We start from the raw sequence: 17200 nt of genomic DNA on the forward strand, positions 1-17200 counted from the left end.
TTTTCCCTGTATCTCCTTGTATTGAGCAGTTAGCTTTTTCTAGCTGCTCTTTGTTTGTAAAAAACGAACTCAATTGACTACACGCACATATAATATTCTGTGTTCCTTTCTTTATAATTTGAAATAGTCATTACAAAATGAATCTCGTCACGAGAGCACTTTATTGAGTGCTCTTTTTTGATTTTTGAATACTTATTAAATGAAATTTTTGTTTAATTTATAAAATAAAAACGCTTGTCCACTTCAACCCATTCACCATCGTATATTATCCAACCATTATAATCGTATAATTCTTCTTGTATTTTCCATTCACTACGATACATTCTTTAATTCCCCTTAACAATCCTTGCCCTTTTATATAATTGCTTTCCAACTTCATGATTTGCTTTTTGCTACCTTCACCTCCTATGACGAGCAATCATAGGAGATGAAGGTATGAATGAAGAAAATATTGTTTTACATGGAACTGCAGTTAAATCAAGTTTAATCGATTCAACACTCCTATCTATTTTTCGTCATTCACTTTACCAACAGAAGCAACAGGTTCAACGGTATTGATTTAGGAAGCGGACTCCCTTATATATATTAAAAGCTTTTTGGAGTGAACCCATGTTCCTTATATATTATGGAATGGGTTTATATTTGTGACATAAGGGCTTAATTTTTTATTTATTTTAATTTTCAAGGGCCTTTTTCTTATACTTGTGTGTTAACCAATTCATAAGTTGTAGTGTGTAAGTGGGTGAATGAATGATAAGGATGGTGTAAAAATGAGTGAATTTAAAAAGAAATTTCATATTCCATGTGATTGTTTTCTCCCCCCTGTACCCCCACCTCAAGTTGGACCAACTGGACCAACTGGACCAACTGGGCCGACTGGACCAACTGGGCCGACCGGACCAACTGGGCCGACCGGAGCGACTGGACCAACTGCTGTAGGATGTTGTCCATGTAATAATGTTCTTAACAACCCTGGATTTGACATACCACCTGTAGGAGTAGATCCAGTTCCAGGTTGGAATCAAGTCGGTTCTGTTTCAGAAGTAGGTTTTCCAAACGTTCATAGTGGTCGTTTTCTGCCAGATGGGTCATTTAGTCTCTTAGCTGCATCAATTGGTCCAGGTGGAAGTATTAATCAAACAGTTGATGTTGACGAAGGTTGTTGTTTTACATTTTCATTTGCTGCAGATGTAAGGGATGGTGCATTTCTTATAGCTTCTGTATCTTTTCCAGAACTTGGGCAAGCATGTCCCCCAGCCCCTGCAACTCTTGGTCCATCAAACATTCCACATATTGTACCAGTTATGAATCAACCACAATCTCTTTTCCAACATTATGTTCTTGTTGTGTGTATACCTGCTACTGTGACTATAGCTTGTATTTCTTTCCAAAATACTGCTACAGGTGGTGAAGGCGCAACAGCCTTTGTTGACAATGTTGTATTTCAACCTACTGGTGGACCTTGCACTTCATGTTCACAAAATTTTTAACACATTAATACGCTTGAAAATTTCCTTTTTTCTGGAGAATACAACAACTATTAAAGAGGGCCTTCTAGCTCTCTTTTTATATTAGGAATCATCATAATCTGGCCCCTCAACCATGACTCCACTCACTATATATTCATTAATAAACCATTGGTTACTCTTCATTTCATTCCAATAACTATTTTATATTAAATCCGCACATCCCTCAGAAGCATACATACGATATTATGTTGTATTCTTTTTCAATATCAGTGTTTAGCCGAGAGTACCTTGGATGGCGCTCTTTAATTTTCAAATAACATTTTTAAGTAATTACGAGAGCGGATTTTATAATGTTGTACAAGCACTACTTCGCTTTATTAAATAAACTATATAGACATCTAAAAGAAGGGAGCTTTACATTCATATGGCTGATTACTTTTATAAAGACGGTAAAAAGTATTATAAAAAACAGTCACATTCGGGCAATCAAAAAAACAACTGTTTTATTGAGACGCATACAATTGCAGGTTCTGAAGAAAATGCAAATGGAAATATACCTGTATCTGTTTTCCTTGAAACTACCACTCCACAAACTGTATTTGAGGATTTTACAAACAATCACAATAAAACATTAATCCAGTTATTTGTTGTTGGTATGAGTGCACCCGTTCAAGTAACTATTCTAACAAGAAAATCTAGTATACCAATTACTACTACATTACAACCCGTTCAAACAAAAATATTTCAAGTTGAAGATTTTCAAAGTCTTACTCTTACAAGACAGGAAGGTCCTACTAGTATAGTTAGTTTATTTGTTCAAAAAACATTTTGTATCTGCTGTAACGATAATAACGATTCATGTGATGAATATTACCATGAGTGCAATTAATAGATTAAATCACTTGAAGAACTCTTTATTATAGAGGGTTCTTTTCTTTTTTTAATGTCGCGTGAAATATACCAAGGTTTGAACCCCTAATCCTAGGGCTTCTGTATTTAAATAAGAATTTTAGTGAAAATAAATTCACTATTTATTTGTAAAATTCATATACTTATATGGACTTTAAAAAATACAAAATATAGTCCTTGGTCCAAGAGCACCACACTCTCTGTCGGTGCTCTTTTCAGTTAAATAATACTTTTGCGAAAATTCCGTTGTCTAATTTTTCACTTGTCCATTTCACTTTTCTCTATTTCCGCATTTATTATTAGAAATACTAGTTTTTTAGAGGTGAAATTATTATGGACGAGTTATTATCTTCCGCTTTAATAAATCCTGATTTACTCGGACCTACTTTACCAGCTATTCCACCATTCACACTGCCTACTGGACCTACCGGGCGCCTACTGGACCCACTGGACCTACCGGGCCTACTGGAAGTACTGGGCCTACTGGACCTGGATGTATAGAACCCCTACCACCTTTCACTCAAATTGTTTATGTAAACAAAGCTGGTAATGACGCTACTGCTGATGGTTCTGAATGCGCACCATTTCTAACAGTGACTGCAGCAATGGCATCAATAACAGATGCTATAGCACCATTTCCGGATCCTTTAAATATAACTAAACGTTATGCTATCTCTATTGGACCTGGTAACTATATTGAACCATTAATTCATTTAAAAGCTAACGTTCAATTAGTAGGAACTAGTACTTTATTGACTAGATTACAAATTCCTTTCGATATAAATGATCCGTCTTGGTTTGATTTGAACTTTTCCCAGGATCCTAGATCTGGGTTTGTTAATCTGACATTACTAAGTGCGCCTCTTGATTTTAACTTTCAAACGGCACAAAGTGTTTCAGGTAAATTATTCTTTGTTACCGTTAATATAACCCCTGCTCCTATATTCACAGCTTTATCGACTTCTGTGAATCAAGTGAATATCCGTGATTCAATGTTATCCGCTGGTTATACTCAAAATGGAATTAACATGGCAATGTTTGCTTCGTTCGTTTCTAGTGGCAATATCACTATTAATTCGCAAGCAACTACAGATACCCAAGTCAACTTAGTTGGTGGAGGAATAAATGGTAATGTCATTATTAATGTGCTACCTGGTCATATTCCAATTGACCCCTTAAATTTAACCAGCTTTGCTATTACAGAAAACATCTTCAATCCCAGCCCTAATTCAGGAAATTTATTTGTCAACGGCGCTAATAACGTTATTACAAGAGTCAGAGCGACAGTTGATTCATTACCTATTCGTTCCCGAATAAATCTTATAGGAACAAATACATCTTTAATTAGAGTTGATGATGCTTTCGATTTAGCTTACACACCTAATAATCCAGCAAACTGGGCTCCTCTTCCTCCTACTACAGTACAGGAAGCTTTAGATAGAATTGCTGCATTGCTGGCAGTAACTATCGGTACGCCCTAAACATCTTAGAATGAACTTAAATCCTAATTTAACAAGAGCTAAATTGCTATGATATGTGAAAGAAAAGTCTCTTTAAATCCGATTGAAGAGACTTTTTATTTACTAAGCAAATCCGAAATCTGAAAATTAATATACATTATAGACAAATTGTATGTTTCTTAACAAAATTCAAATTGTATTAAACTTTATTTCCATCATTATTTTTTTGCATAGCCGCTATTTTATTTTCTTCTGCTTTAAAACCAAAATAGAGTATACCACAAGTAACAAACGAAACTAATACGGATCCTATAATGTTTCCTAGCCAGAGCATAACGTAACTCCTCCTATATATTAATTAAGGCATTTATAAAAAAACTTAATATATATAAATGCAACGTAAAACACTTGTTCAGATTGCTGTCATTTGTACTATTTGTTCTGCTAACGTTATATAATCAAGATGCAACAAGCGACAAATGTGGGAAATAATATTCGAACATTTTCTTTTTAATACTAAAAGTGTCATTTAATACACCTTTCACATCAATGACTTCCACATCACCGTTTGGCAAATAGATCATTAAGTCTGCTTTATATGTAATTGCATCAAATCGTTTTCCATTCTTTTTAAAACCTGTTTGCAGAACAAACCATGGTGGCAATTCGATTGCCTGTATTTCACCTGCACCTTGCTTTTCTTTTAACAACTCATAATATTTAGACTCGGCTTCTGAATCAAAGATACAACCATCTAGCTCAACCTTTTTATTGTTATATTTACTCATTGTTTTTCTCTTTTGTTTTATTAATTAGCTGATTAATTTCATAGAAACCATTTATCAAACATTCCATGTTTCTTCACCCCTTGAATATTTTTCAAATAATAATACATACTAGTTTCAAGCCGCCGTATCCACGGTTAATACTTCTTTCTTTTGTTACAGTAGAAGCAGGTAGGTTCTTAACTTATTTGCTTTTCCTATATGTTTTTTAATATTGAAAATAATACTAATAAGCTTTTTGAAGTAGCAGCTTCACTCTTCTCGTAATGGGAATGCAATTTATCACAATTTGCTAACTCATTCTACTCACTGGCAGACAACCAAAATTGTTGTCTGCTTTTTGTATGAGATTTTTCATTTTACATATACTAGTTTTGAGCCTGTTACCAATGCAAGCCATTTTGGTGTTTTGAATTCCGACTAAGCTTTTTGTTGCATAGATTATTACATCTTTGACAACACTGATTTAAAGCGCGTTTTCTGGTTATTCGTAGTTCTAATCCAGAATAATTTTTCTCCTATTAAAGGACAGCAGATACGACTGCTAGTCCTTTTTTCTTATACCGCATATCCACCTTCTGGTAGCTTCGGACCACATTGCCCTCATCATTGTAATAAGCAATTTCCCAAAAATGATGACAGTTGTGCTTTTCAATTTCTCCCTCGAACAAAACGAACAAATGAGTTTTCCAGTTCCCAGCGATCGTATTACTCGCATACCCATGTAAGCGAAATGGAGGTTGCGATAATTTTGCATTTTCTTAAAAGCCTGCTCTGCACTGTACATGCGCTTGATGTCAAAAACACCTTCATTCTCGCACTTTACAAACTTCATAAATTCCGCCATCGACATTGTTATAAATTTTGTTCTGAACTGCTGCCAATACAGATAACTTGTTTTACTTTCCGTTTCAGCAACAATAATTTTCTCGTTCGACCAATGTTCGAAAATGGTTGTTAATTCAAATTTGTAAATAAGATATCTCAATCTTCACACGCCCTTATTTTCTCATCTACCAATATGAGTTAAATCCTTCATAAACTTCTCTTGTTCCATTTCAATAATTGCGGAATGTGTAATAAAAATATTCGCTCGCTTCAATACCTTTCCTTTCAACCAAAGTGTTCTGCCGAAATAGTAGACATAATAAGTTCCGTTCTTTTTACTGCAGCATAACATTCCCGTACCATTTGAATGTGTTACGAACTTCTTTCACTCCATCGTCCAATTCTTTGTTTGCAAAAGATGTTTTCGTATCGTTATACCAATTGATTTCTTCATAATCCGTATCATCATCAGGGGAGCTAGTACGAATAGCTTTCTCTCAATTTTTTTCGATTAAATATTGTTCATACGTAAGTTGCACTTGTTCTTGAATTGCGACATGGTAGTAATACCCTTGATCTGCTGGTTTTGGACTATAAAATTCCCTTTATAAGTTTTAAATACGGTGAATGAAATTTTTGTTTTTTCTTGCCATTATCCTTGTTCTATACAAACAAAAAAAGAGCCGCAATATTTTGCGACTCTTTTACAATTACCACTATTTAACGTCCACGTCTTTGCTGACCTTGTTTTGTACTACTTTTCTTATTACTTGGCTTATTAAATGATCGATTGTTATCATTTCTCGAACTATTTCTTGGGCCACCTTTTGAACCACTTCTTGAACCTTCACGGCTATCTCTTTGACGATATTGATCTGATTTCTTTGGAGCAGGATTTGGTACCGGTTTTCCATTTTCATCTACACGTTTTATCTTCGGTTGTTCGATTATTTGTCTTTGGATTGGTGCACCAAGCGTTTTTTCAATTTCTTCTAAATGTTTTTCATCTTTCGCTGCAACGAATGTAATTGCAAGACCTGATCCACCTGCACGTCCTGTTCGGCCAATGCGGTGAATATAACTTTCTACATCTTCAGGGATATCAAAGTTAAATACGTGCGTTACACCATCTACATCAAGTCCACGTGCTGCTACATCCGTCGCAATTAAGTACTGAATTTTAGCTTCGCGGAAACTCTTCATAACTCTTTCACGTTTCGCTTGAGGTATATCACCATGAAGTTCAGCACAATTATAACCTCGTCCTTTTAAATCATCATACAGCTTACTTGCTCTAACCTTTGTACGACAGAAAATAACTGCTAAAAATGGCTGATCACGATCCATAACAAAACGAAGTGCATCTGGCTTTGCACGATCTGTCGTCTCAATGACACGCTGCTCAATTGTATTTACCGTTACTTCTTCACTTTGTACTTGAATCATTTGCGGCTCATCCATATAACGCTTCGCCAATTTTTTAATATCTTTTGGCATCGTTGCTGAGAATAACATCGTTTGTTTACTACCAGGTGTCTCATCTAAAATATCTTCAATATCATATAAGAAACCGAAATAAAGCATTTGATCCGCTTCATCTAGTACAATCGTTGAAAGATTACTTAAATCAATTGTTTCACGTCGTATATGATCTAATAATCGACCTGGTGTCGCTACAACAATATGTGTATTACCTTTTAATTTTCTCAATTGTTGTGCTACATCTTGCCCGCCATAAATCGCTAGTACATTAATATCTTCTCTTTGAACAAGCATTTTTTTAATTTCAGTTGTAATTTGCAGTGCTAGTTCCCTTGTTGGCGCAACAATTAAAGCCTGAACATCACTAGACTCTGGATCGATTTTTTCTAAAATCGGTAACACGAATGCTAATGTTTTACCCGTTCCTGTTTTCGCCTGCCCAATAATATCTTTACCTGACATAATAACAGGAATTGCCTGCTCTTGAATTGGTGTTGCTTCTGTAATTCCATTTTCACGTAATGTATGATTAAAAGTTTCACTAATTCCTAATTCTAAAAAGTTTTTCAAATTGACCACTTCTTTTCCTTATTTTTCACATTAGCTTTCATTGTACCATTTGTTTCGCCAAATATGAAAAATAAAAAAATTCTTATCTTCTTTTTTTATATTCATCGTGTACTAGATGAACAAATTCTTCTTGTTTTCTTTCCGATTTTAATAACCTTTTCATATTAGCCGGAGACAAAATGTACTTCTTAATTTTTCTATTGTATTTGTATTTTTCATAGTTGGACGCCCTCTCTTCTTTTCATGTAGGGAATCCACGCCTTTTAAATCATATGCTTCCTTCCACCTACGAACCGTTCCATAAGATGGGATATTAAAAATAGCTCCTGTTTCTCTAATATATGTCCCTTGTCTATCCATATAATTAATTACATCCAGTTTATAATCCAGGGGATATCTTCTATAGCGTTTTTCACCTACCGCATTATATTGTTTAATCCACTGCTGGAGTACACTCGGATGAACCTTTATGGATCCCGCAAGTCTTTTCACTCCGTCACCTTCATCTGAATATTTTTTACTACCTTTACTTTTTCTTCTAGTGAGAATTTAACTATAAAAAAGTACACCTCCAATTGTTGTTTGTGTCTAACAATTGGGGTGCACATCCTAAGATTCGGCTTTTTTACTAGTAATAATATCAAAAAAACAAGTGCGACCCTGTGGTAAAAAACATCTGTACAGATTAAAGCACTATTTAACGGATCTATATCAATCACAGTCATATATCCATTGAGCAAATAACCATCCTCATAATATGTAATTAGCATTTCTTATTCAGATAACAATGAGCATAATAATATGTTTTCTATAAATTCCTTTTCCTCCTAAGTTTGTGTTTACCACTCAACCACTCTTTCTTGGACATGCTTCTGTTAGCGACTTCTAGCCCTATCAGTGTATGCTCACAATAGGTTGTCAATTGCTAGTACCAATTCATTTTTCGCGAATATTTCCCTTTGCATCTCACTATATTTAAAAAGAGGGGGTTACATAATGATAGATAACCACATGGAGTTACTATGTTTTTTGGACGACCTGGAACAACTCATTCATCAGCATAATCAAAAAGAAAATAAGTTGATACGTAATGCATCTAAAAAGCTCGGGATTATTAGTAAAATAGAAAAAATGCGTGATGAGACTTTGGCTACAGTGATAGAAGAAATTGTATCTTCTTCTATCACTGGCGAAGATATTAAATTGGATAGCGCTTATTTCCTAAATGAGCAACCAGAAAACAACAGACAACTACGTATAATTATAAATCATCCAATATATGGAGAAGATATTGTAAGCTGTCTACAAGAGATTAGGGAGAACTATCAAACATGTGCTCAACGAATTGAAGATGAATTAAATTTCTCTGTAGAAATTAGAGTAACTTTTTCTAGTTACGAGAGCATGTGTTCTTCCTCCTATGTGGATACTAGCCCTGTATATGAAGATATATTTGGGGTTTTAACAGCTGAGGATATTTGTGACGACTAAACTACTGAGTAATTCCAACAAAAACGCAAGCAATAATGCTGCGAATAAAAATATTAAGTTAATTGATGGTGATAAGCTCATTCACATGATGAATTCATGAAGCCAGCTCTTTTAAAGACTTGGCTTTTTTCTTATAAAAACATTTTTAATGAATTAATTAGAATTGCAGAATCTATGAATTAAAAAAACGATCTTTTCGATATGGGAAAGATCGTTTTTTTATTATTTTATACAGTAAGCTTTCCTCCATGATAGCAATAATAGCTTGCTGCTTTAAGGTTTTTAATTCTCTTTAAAGATTCTTCCGCTTTTTCTATATCTAAGCAAAAATTCGGATTAGCTATTACTAATTCATTATTATCTTGAACGGCCGCATCCCCTGTAATTACACAATTTAAATTTGGAAAATATAATGAAATATGCCCCGAAGTATGTCCTGGGGTCGCTACTATTTGACATTCATCATTCAAAATCATTTGGCCATCATGTACTTTTTCATCGACGGAAATATGTCTTATATTTTTTAACTGTTGGATAAACCATTTTCCAAATTCTTTTTCTTCATTTGGCATACGTTCTAACATTTCTTCTGCTTGAACTAATCTCTCTGATTTTAAATCGCCATTAATATAGTTGGATTCAATTTCACTAGCAATAATATTAATGTGAGGATATTTCACTTTGAAATCATATAAAGCCCCTATATGATCGTCATCATAATGAGTAATAATTATATTTTTTAAGTTTTTCATCTCATACCCATGTTTTAATATTACATTTTCAATTAAAGGTAAAAAACTCGTATATCCTGTATCGACTAATGTTAATTCATTATGTACTATAATTAAACTTGGATAAATACATTGTCTTACCCCGTTAAATTCGAATTCAATTGGTAGTTCTATTATTTTCATTTTTCTTCCCCCATACTGCTTTTAAAATGCATAATAATAACTAAATCATCCACATACATTTTACAATATATATACTATGTAACAAAACACTGTGAGTCGTTACATAACCAACATTCTATTATTTTGAACAGGTAATTCCCTATTTTTATGGAATATACAATAAGAAAAACAATAAAATTGATTATTTCCCTACTTCTTTGTCTATCCTTTTAAAAAATCGATGTTTTTGTAAAAGGAGTGTTTATATGGAGAAACAGACACTTTGGAAAAAGTTCAAAAAAAGCTCTGTAAACCTCGGTAAATCCAGCGTATATGAAAGTATTATTTTATTCTACACAATGAAAAAGAAAGAATTACCTACTAAAGCGAAATTCATAATATTAGCCGCTTTATCTTATTACGTATTAACAATTGATTTCATTCCAGATATAGCTGCTATTATTGGGATCGGCTTATTAGATGATGTTTTAGCAATTGCTATAGCGCATAAATATGTGATGCGCCATGCGGATGCTGAAATTCGAGAGAAGAGCAAAGTAAAAATGGAGTCATTATTTACTTCAGCACAAGCATAATTAAACTATTTAGTCATTTACCTAGCTTTTTACTTTCAAAAAAGCTAACTTTAATTATTGATAGTTCTATTTAACCTTCACCATGAGATCATTACAGAATACATTCTTAATTTCTCTTAACTCTCGAGCCGTAAACAAATAGGGTGCCAGTACTTGTTCCTAAGTTCTGACACCCTATTATTTGTTCTTATATTTATCTGTTATACAATTCATTCAGGAAAGATTCCAATAGAGACATTCTTAAATAAAGAAAGACCATAATAGTGCAGATATTTTATACAGTTGCATGCGTGCCCCTATACAAAACTGCTATTGCAACTACTATAAGAATCATCCCCATAAAAGCAGGTGCGGCATGACCAAGTGATACATAAATTTGCCCTCCAATAATTGGACCAATCATTCTTGCCAAAGCTTGAATAGATTGGCTTCCACCCTGAATCCTTCCTTGTTCACTAGAATCGACAGACTTTGAGAGCATCCCATTGAATGAAGGCCCGAAAATCGAGTCACCAAAACCAAACAGTAACATCCCAACGATTAAAAGAGGATATAGGGAAAACAAAGCAGATGCTGCAATAAAACTGTAGCCAATAATCTCCGAAACCATCCCAAGTATTGCTATTTGTTTATCACTAAGCTTGCCCACAAGCTTTGGCATTATAAAAGCTTGTGAAATGATGTCTTGAAAGCCCATAATTGAAAACATAAGTCCGATTAGTGCAGGCTTCCAGCTAAAAGTATCCATCGTAAATTGTGTGAAAATTGCTTGTAAAGATCCGTTAGGTATCCAAAGTAAAAACGCTGAGACGAGTAACCATTTTAAGTGTTTCATAGAAAGTATGTTTGCAAGTTGTACAAAAGGATTTAACCTTACAAAAGTAATCTCTTTTAACCTATTATTTTTGTCAAGACTCTCAGGCATATATTTCATCCCATATAATACATTGAATAAAGTTATGAGCGCTCCAAAATATAAAGGTACAGAATGACCAAACTTTGCAAGTAATCCCCCAAGAGTTGGGCCAATGATGGTTCCTACACCTACCACCGCACTTACCCATCCAAAGTATTTCGTTCTCTGTTCTGGCGGAATGATATCTGCAAAATATGCGAAAATTGTACTGATACTCCCGCCTGTTATACCTTCTATTATGCGTCCAGCAAATAGTACCCATAAGGCCCCTCCTATACCAAAAACTAAGTACCCGAGTGCAGAACCGAAAAGGCATATTAAAAGTAATGGACGACGACCATATTTATCGCTTAAAGCCCCGAGTGCAGGAGCAGCAAAAAACACGCAAACCGCATAAACAGAGGTCAGTAGCGTAACAACTAGAGCCTGTTCTTCCGGACTACTTATATAAGGCTGCACTAAGAATGGCACTACAGGCATAATGATACTGAACCCTATACCACAAAGAAATACAGAAATAAGCCCGAATATTAAAGCATGTTTATCTATGTTTTTTTCAGTTTCCTTTTCATTTTGTGATCTAAATATAGACATTTAACTTCTCTCCTCAAAACTTTTTGTTGCTGTGTCAACAAAATAATAACTCCATTTTGTTGATTAGTCAACAAAAAACAATAATAAAAAGGTAGCCTCTTCTCATACGAGTAAGGCTACCTTTTTATTATTTAAATTTATTACGACTTAATATGTATACCTTGTTTCTTTATTTCTGCATCCAAATGCCTACTATATTTTTCCACGAAGCTAATTATACTGTCGAATTCTGCCTCGGTTACTTGCTCAAATACAACTTTATCCCGCTCTTGAAACTCTTTGTGCAAGTCTTCATGGATTTTATAAATTTCTTTCCCCTGTTCAGTAAGCCTAAAATAGATCTCTTTTTTATTCTCTGACTTTTGGTAGCTTTCAATAAGGCCTTTTTTTATGAGCTTCTTAGTCATCCTACTTATAGCACCGCGAGTTACATAAAAAGCCTCTGCAAGTTGTGTCACGTTAGAATCTGCATTGTTTTCAATATGTTCAATACAATGTACCTCAGAAGACTTAAACCCTTTAAGACCTTCTTCCATTTTATCCTTATTAAGCCAAACCATCTTATTATATAAGTCCCTGAAACCGTTCATGACCTGTTCTTCCTTATTCATGGCCTATCCTCCTAACCGCTCATTCATACATTAAAACCATTATATTAAATTTCTGTTCCCGTTTCGACAATATTGATATAATTATTTGAGTTATCTATGAAAATAGACGATTAAATAAAATAATTCACGAAACAACAAATAATGCAAGTATATTACAACTTGTACTACACAGTAGACAAAAAGTAAGAGCTAAGATAATTTCTCTTAGCTCTTACTTCATAAAATTAATATTTTTAAAATACTATTTCACTTCATTCGCTACAAAAAACTGTTCACAAACACTCGAAATACGCTGTAAGTCTACGTTTCCACCAGATATAACCGCTACTACTTTTTTCCCTTTGATATATGGATCCACTTTCCCTGCAAGTAGAGCAGCAGTAGCTAATGCGCCTGCACCTTCTACAACAGCTTTACCTCGCTGTAATAAGTCTTTCATCGCTACTTCTAATTCACCTTCTGATACTGTGACAATATCATCTACTAATTCTTTTACAACTTCAAAAGTTAAATTGCCTGGTATTTTAACCGCACAACCATCTGCTATAGTAGGTGCCTCATAATGTTCTACAATTGTACCTTTGTCATAAGATGCCTTCATTCCATGAACATTATCTGCTTGGACACCAATTATATGAATGGATGGATTAAAAGATTTTAATGCAACAGCAATACCAGAAATAATTCCACCTCCACCAATTGGTACAATGACAGTATCAACATCCCACATATCATCAAGAATATCTAATCCTATTGTACCTTGACCAGCCATTACTTCTACATCATCATATGGATGTAAGTATGTTTCACCTGTTTCCCTAATAATCTCTTCACATTTTGCCTTCGCATCATCAAAGGTTTCACCATGTAAAACCACTTCTGATCCATATCCTTTAGTTGCATCAACTTTCGCCTGAGGTGCAGAAATCGGCATAACAATTTTACTCTTAATACCGAGTAAATGAGCAGATAAAGCAATTCCTTGCGCATGATTACCTGCTGAACATGCAATAACTCCTCTTTCTTTTTCTTCGTCTGTAAGCTGTGACATTTTATTAAATGCGCCACGGAATTTAAAAGAACCCGTTAATTGCATATTTTCTAATTTCAAATGAATTTCTCCGCCTGTTTTACTAGTCAAATAAAAAGATTTCACTAATGGAGTTTTACGAGCATTTCTGTCTAGAATGTTTTGAGCTTTTTTAATGTCTGCTATATGTAATGGTAGTTTTTTAGTTATCATACTAACACCCCTTCTAATGATTTATAATTTACTGATTGTCTCATTCCTAAGTTTTCGTAGGCAATTACTCCTTTATACGCAACCAACCCTGTTAAAAAATCATTCCTCATATATATACGCTATTCTTTAAAGTACACAAATGCAAACAATTCAACATCCTCTTCATATCACGTTCTTTATAATGATTCAGGCATGCAATTTGGATCCAATTATTCTTTTGTAAATACGCTGATTCATAATGGACAATATATCCTTGTAACGCTAACGCATCACCTACTACTTTAGAAGAAAGACCTTCGTTTAATTGAATAGTAAGTATAATTGGCGCAGCATGTTCTTTAGGTGAAACAAGGTTTAAACCCATAGTGGTAATAACTTCTTCCATATAATCATATGTCTCATTTATTTTTACAAATGCTTTTTCATCTTCAAATTTCTTCAACGCTTCCTGCAATGCATAAATTAAATTCCATGAATGAGAATATGGAATACTTTCATTTTCTCCGTACATGCCAACGTCCATATAGGCTGGTAATGTCTCGTTTACTTTCACATTATGATTATGAAAAACGAAAGATAATCCAGTAAACGATTTAATTGCTTTTCCACTAACACCACTTGCAAAATATACACCCTTTAAATCTATCGGTATCGCTCCAATTGAACTGATACAATCTACACATAGTTTCACTTTATACTTTTCACAGAAAACATTTAGTTCGTCTAAATCATTTAACATTCCGGTTGATGTTTCATGGTGAACAAACCAAAGCCATTCATAATTTCCAGTTTTCATTATTTTTTCTAATTCTGTATAAATAAACGGTTCTCCCATTTCTTTTTTATACGTATCAAAATGTAATTGCGCGCGTGCTGCGTGTCCAACTAATCTATTTCCAAATTCCCCATTTGTTAATACGAGTCCTTTCCCTTTTAAAGAACGCAACTGTAAAGCAATGGCATCATTTGATAACGTCCCTGTTCCTAACATGATTTGCACACGTTTTGCTTTTGTCATTTGCAGTAAACGTTTTTTCACATTTTCAATTGTTACTTGAAATGACTTAGAACGATGCGAAATAGGCTTAGTAGAAAATGCCTTTCGAACATTCTCTTCAATATCTACTGGACCAGGTAAAAACGTATATTCTTTCGTCATAATCCCTCCAACACTCGACTCTTCAAACATAGCGGGGGTAACATACATTGGCTGGAAGGCTGCTTCTTCTGTACCAACTAACTTATGGAAAGTTTTGAATCCCATTTGCTCATATAAAGGTAGCTCACGTGTTGTAGCAGAAATGAGTGCCAATTCATATCCATTTAGAAGCAAATAACGATGTAAAAAGCGAATTAAACCTAACAACGCTCTTCCATTTCGATATTCACGTTCTACTGAAAGCAAACGAATTTCATATACGTTTTCTCCATGTTCTTGCAAATAAAAATCTAGATTTGAAATTTTATAATCTAACGAGAATGGTCGTTTTCCCCGCAATGCGACCATACCGACTAACTTATCGTCATCTAAACAAATTAAATATGTATTTTCTTCATGAAAACGATCTATACGAACACGCTCTTTCGTTTCTTCATGTTGCGGAATTTCTTCTACAAATGTTTTATAATTCAATTTATGTATACTTTCAAATTCCCAATCTTGATCAGCAACCTTGTAAATTAACCCCATGTTCTATCTCCTTTATGCATTTAATAAAAATTATAAGTGGAGATTAACTCCACTTATTAAAAGTTCATTTCATTCTCGATTTACATATAAAATAAGTACAATTATAAGAGCACTTAAAATAGTCGTAACAATAGAGTAAGAATACAAAATTATGCAAATTGGTAAACAAGCAATTGTAATTAACCCTGGCTTAGTAAATCCTTTAAAGATTAAATAAAATATAATGAAAACAGCAACAAGAGTAAGCGCTATCAAATAATCAAATGCGATTAATCCTCCAATAAATGTTGAAATGCCTTTTCCGCCCTTGCCTTTAAATACAATTGGGTAAATATGTCCAAGTAAAACAGCTAGTAAAGCTAACATTACAAAAGTAGAATCTTCAAAAAGGTATTTTGCAATAGAAACTACGATTGCCCCTTTAATTGCATCACCTAAAAATGTAGCGACGAAATACCCTTTTCCATATACGCGCCCCATATTTCTTGCGCCAGGATTCCCACTTCCTTCATCTCGAATATCAACGTTATGTCTCCATTTTGTTACTATATAAGCGGTCAATATGTTTCCAAATAAATAAGAAGCCACCAAATACAAAAACTGCATACTATTAATCATGTAATCATTCACTTTCTACATGGGAGTACTTATACAATATTCAATGACTATGTATATTGTACTTTTCTTGCTTTAGATCCCTTCGTATATTTTAACATCATTTTTTTACAAATCATACAAAAATTCACATACAACTATTTTTAAAAATATATATTCTTCATTAAATAATATGCTCCTTTCGCAGCTGGTTCTGATTGTGATAAAAATGTAACTTCTCCTATACTCTTCTCACAGCCTTTCTTAAATTCAGCATATATTTCAGGAACGAAACACAATATGCTGCCACTTACTGCAATTGAAGTTGGGTGCTTAAATTTCAGCTTGTTATAAACATTTACTGTAATCCTAGCTAATTCCTTTCCAGTTTGCATCATAATTTCATGTGCATCATCATTCCCATTTCTCGCTTTCTCAATAATGAATGGTGCAATTGCTGCCACTTTATCTTTTGAAGAAATATATACTAGACTTTTTATATGAGACGGTGTCAAAAGTTGAAACTCGTCTTGAATACTTAAGCTTAATGGGCAAAGTGGAACTCCTTGATCAAATTGATTTGCCATTCTCTTTAAACCTTGTAATGCAATCCAATATCCGCTTCCTTCATCTCCTAAAATATGTCCCCATCCACCGCTATACCCGTACACTTCTCCCTTCTTTCCTAGACAAATCGCACCTGTACCACCAATCGTTAAAATTCCCTCCTTCCCTTTTAAAGCCGCTGCATGTGCAATCATTGCGTCATTATAAACTTCAATTTGTGTTCCGTACTTCTTTTTTAGACGAAATGTTAATTCATTTGTATTTGCTCCACTTGCACCCGCTAATCCTAAACAAACACAAACGCAATTCCCATTTAATAAACCTTTCTGGCATTGATCAATCGCTTCCATAATATGAAAAAGTGCTTCTTCAAAATCTATTAATATGTTTCCAAATCCACTTGTAGCTCTTACAAGTTCGTTTCCATCTTTATCAAATGCAATTGCTTCTGTCTTTGTTCCCCCGCCGTCTACTCCAATCATATACTTCATATGTTCGCCTC

General features: G+C 34.1%; 14 protein-coding genes and 4 pseudogenes. 6 read left to right on the forward strand and 12 right to left on the reverse strand.

Annotated elements, in window-relative coordinates; genetic code table 11:
* The first annotated feature begins 770 nt into the window (after window positions 1-770).
* The 3 genes and pseudogenes from QEP67_RS15590 to QEP67_RS15600 all read left to right on the forward strand — a co-directional run bounded on the left by QEP67_RS15590 (window position 771) and on the right by QEP67_RS15600 (window position 3859).
* Window positions 771-1490 carry a hypothetical protein gene (locus QEP67_RS15590; protein ID WP_002108291.1) on the forward strand — a complete coding sequence of 240 codons (720 nt, stop codon included), beginning with the start codon at window positions 771-773 and terminating at the stop codon, window positions 1488-1490.
* A 403-nt stretch (window positions 1491-1893) separates the two neighbouring features.
* Entirely contained in the window at window positions 1894-2358 is a 465-nt protein-coding gene (locus QEP67_RS15595; protein ID WP_000796373.1) for a hypothetical protein, read from the forward strand.
* A 353-nt stretch (window positions 2359-2711) separates the two neighbouring features.
* Window positions 2712-3859, forward strand: a pseudogene (locus QEP67_RS15600) (exosporium leader peptide-containing protein).
* A gap of 178 nt (window positions 3860-4037) precedes the next feature.
* Here the strand turns inward: QEP67_RS15600 and QEP67_RS15605 are convergent.
* The 5 genes and pseudogenes from QEP67_RS15605 to QEP67_RS15625 form a co-directional block, all read right to left on the reverse strand.
* Window positions 4038-4172, reverse strand: a complete 135-nt coding sequence (locus QEP67_RS15605; RefSeq protein ID WP_000964480.1) for a hypothetical protein — start codon at window positions 4170-4172, stop codon at window positions 4038-4040.
* Window positions 4173-4296: 124 nt separating this feature from the next.
* The gene (locus tag QEP67_RS15610; RefSeq protein ID WP_000049836.1) at window positions 4297-4626 is read right to left on the reverse strand and encodes a DUF1064 domain-containing protein; all 330 of its coding nucleotides are present in this window, start codon (window positions 4624-4626) and stop codon (window positions 4297-4299) included.
* Between the two features lie 1545 nt (window positions 4627-6171).
* A complete protein-coding gene (locus QEP67_RS15615; RefSeq protein ID WP_002108293.1) occupies window positions 6172-7512 on the reverse strand; it encodes a DEAD/DEAH box helicase in 1341 nt (446 codons plus the stop codon).
* 195 nt (window positions 7513-7707) lie between these two features.
* Window positions 7708-8060, reverse strand: a pseudogene (locus QEP67_RS15620) (helix-turn-helix domain-containing protein); the annotation flags it as partial.
* 66 nt (window positions 8061-8126) lie between these two features.
* A pseudogene (locus tag QEP67_RS15625) lies at window positions 8127-8330 on the reverse strand (YolD-like family protein); the annotation flags it as partial.
* Between the two features lie 169 nt (window positions 8331-8499).
* Between QEP67_RS15625 and QEP67_RS15630 the strand changes: the two are divergent.
* Window positions 8500-8994, forward strand: coding sequence for a hypothetical protein (locus QEP67_RS15630; protein WP_000566722.1), 495 nt, complete (start codon window positions 8500-8502; stop codon window positions 8992-8994).
* A pseudogene (locus QEP67_RS15635) lies at window positions 8981-9094 on the forward strand (restriction endonuclease); the annotation flags it as partial. The gene QEP67_RS15630 and the pseudogene QEP67_RS15635, both read left to right, overlap by 14 nt.
* 127 nt (window positions 9095-9221) lie before the next feature.
* Here the strand turns inward: QEP67_RS15635 and QEP67_RS15640 are convergent.
* Entirely contained in the window at window positions 9222-9908 is a 687-nt protein-coding gene (locus QEP67_RS15640) for an MBL fold metallo-hydrolase (RefSeq protein WP_000691179.1), read from the reverse strand.
* A 245-nt stretch (window positions 9909-10153) separates the two neighbouring features.
* Between QEP67_RS15640 and QEP67_RS15645 the strand changes: the two genes are divergently transcribed.
* A complete protein-coding gene (locus QEP67_RS15645) occupies window positions 10154-10483 on the forward strand; it encodes a DUF1232 domain-containing protein (protein WP_000415085.1) in 330 nt (109 codons plus the stop codon).
* Window positions 10484-10757: 274 nt separating this feature from the next.
* Here the strand turns inward: QEP67_RS15645 and QEP67_RS15650 are convergent, their stop codons facing one another.
* The 6 genes from QEP67_RS15650 to QEP67_RS15675 form a co-directional block, all read right to left on the reverse strand.
* A complete protein-coding gene (locus QEP67_RS15650) occupies window positions 10758-11993 on the reverse strand; it encodes a tetracycline resistance MFS efflux pump (RefSeq protein ID WP_000021815.1) in 1236 nt (411 codons plus the stop codon).
* A 140-nt stretch (window positions 11994-12133) separates the two neighbouring features.
* Window positions 12134-12604, reverse strand: coding sequence for a MarR family transcriptional regulator (locus tag QEP67_RS15655; RefSeq protein WP_001030891.1), 471 nt, complete (start codon window positions 12602-12604; stop codon window positions 12134-12136).
* Between the two features lie 241 nt (window positions 12605-12845).
* Window positions 12846-13847 carry a bifunctional threonine ammonia-lyase/L-serine ammonia-lyase TdcB gene (gene tdcB, locus QEP67_RS15660; protein WP_016134499.1) on the reverse strand — a complete coding sequence of 334 codons (1002 nt, stop codon included), beginning with the start codon at window positions 13845-13847 and terminating at the stop codon, window positions 12846-12848.
* A 106-nt stretch (window positions 13848-13953) separates the two neighbouring features.
* Entirely contained in the window at window positions 13954-15537 is a 1584-nt protein-coding gene (locus tag QEP67_RS15665; protein ID WP_353706308.1) for an aminotransferase class V-fold PLP-dependent enzyme, read from the reverse strand.
* A gap of 69 nt (window positions 15538-15606) precedes the next feature.
* Window positions 15607-16155 (reverse strand): glycerol-3-phosphate 1-O-acyltransferase PlsY, encoded by a 549-nt coding sequence (plsY, locus tag QEP67_RS15670; protein ID WP_016087867.1) that lies wholly within the window; start codon window positions 16153-16155, stop codon window positions 15607-15609.
* A 140-nt stretch (window positions 16156-16295) separates the two neighbouring features.
* Window positions 16296-17189 (reverse strand): BadF/BadG/BcrA/BcrD ATPase family protein, encoded by an 894-nt coding sequence (locus QEP67_RS15675; RefSeq protein ID WP_016134497.1) that lies wholly within the window; start codon window positions 17187-17189, stop codon window positions 16296-16298.
* Between the last annotated feature and the right edge of the window lie 11 nt (window positions 17190-17200).

The organism is Bacillus cereus group sp. MS39, assembly GCF_040448665.1.
Classification (GTDB): domain Bacteria; phylum Bacillota; class Bacilli; order Bacillales; family Bacillaceae_G; genus Bacillus_A; species Bacillus_A wiedmannii.

Excerpts from the sequence above, each read along its gene's own strand:
- QEP67_RS15590 (WP_002108291.1), top strand. The coding sequence starts at position 771 with ATGAGTGAATTTAAAAAGAAATTTCATATTCCATGTGATTGTTTTCTC.
- QEP67_RS15595 (WP_000796373.1), top strand. The coding sequence starts at position 1,894 with ATGGCTGATTACTTTTATAAAGACGGTAAAAAGTATTATAAAAAACAG.
- QEP67_RS15605 (WP_000964480.1), bottom strand. The coding sequence starts at position 4,172 with ATGCTCTGGCTAGGAAACATTATAGGATCCGTATTAGTTTCGTTTGTT.
- QEP67_RS15610 (WP_000049836.1), bottom strand. The coding sequence starts at position 4,626 with ATGAGTAAATATAACAATAAAAAGGTTGAGCTAGATGGTTGTATCTTT.
- QEP67_RS15630 (WP_000566722.1), top strand. The coding sequence starts at position 8,500 with ATGATAGATAACCACATGGAGTTACTATGTTTTTTGGACGACCTGGAA.
- QEP67_RS15640 (WP_000691179.1), bottom strand. The coding sequence starts at position 9,908 with ATGAAAATAATAGAACTACCAATTGAATTCGAATTTAACGGGGTAAGA.
- QEP67_RS15645 (WP_000415085.1), top strand. The coding sequence starts at position 10,154 with ATGGAGAAACAGACACTTTGGAAAAAGTTCAAAAAAAGCTCTGTAAAC.
- QEP67_RS15650 (WP_000021815.1), bottom strand. The coding sequence starts at position 11,993 with ATGTCTATATTTAGATCACAAAATGAAAAGGAAACTGAAAAAAACATA.
- QEP67_RS15655 (WP_001030891.1), bottom strand. The coding sequence starts at position 12,604 with ATGAATAAGGAAGAACAGGTCATGAACGGTTTCAGGGACTTATATAAT.
- tdcB (WP_016134499.1), bottom strand. The coding sequence starts at position 13,847 with ATGATAACTAAAAAACTACCATTACATATAGCAGACATTAAAAAAGCT.
- QEP67_RS15665 (WP_353706308.1), bottom strand. The coding sequence starts at position 15,537 with ATGGGGTTAATTTACAAGGTTGCTGATCAAGATTGGGAATTTGAAAGT.
- plsY (WP_016087867.1), bottom strand. The coding sequence starts at position 16,155 with ATGATTAATAGTATGCAGTTTTTGTATTTGGTGGCTTCTTATTTATTT.
- QEP67_RS15675 (WP_016134497.1), bottom strand. The coding sequence starts at position 17,189 with ATGAAGTATATGATTGGAGTAGACGGCGGGGGAACAAAGACAGAAGCA.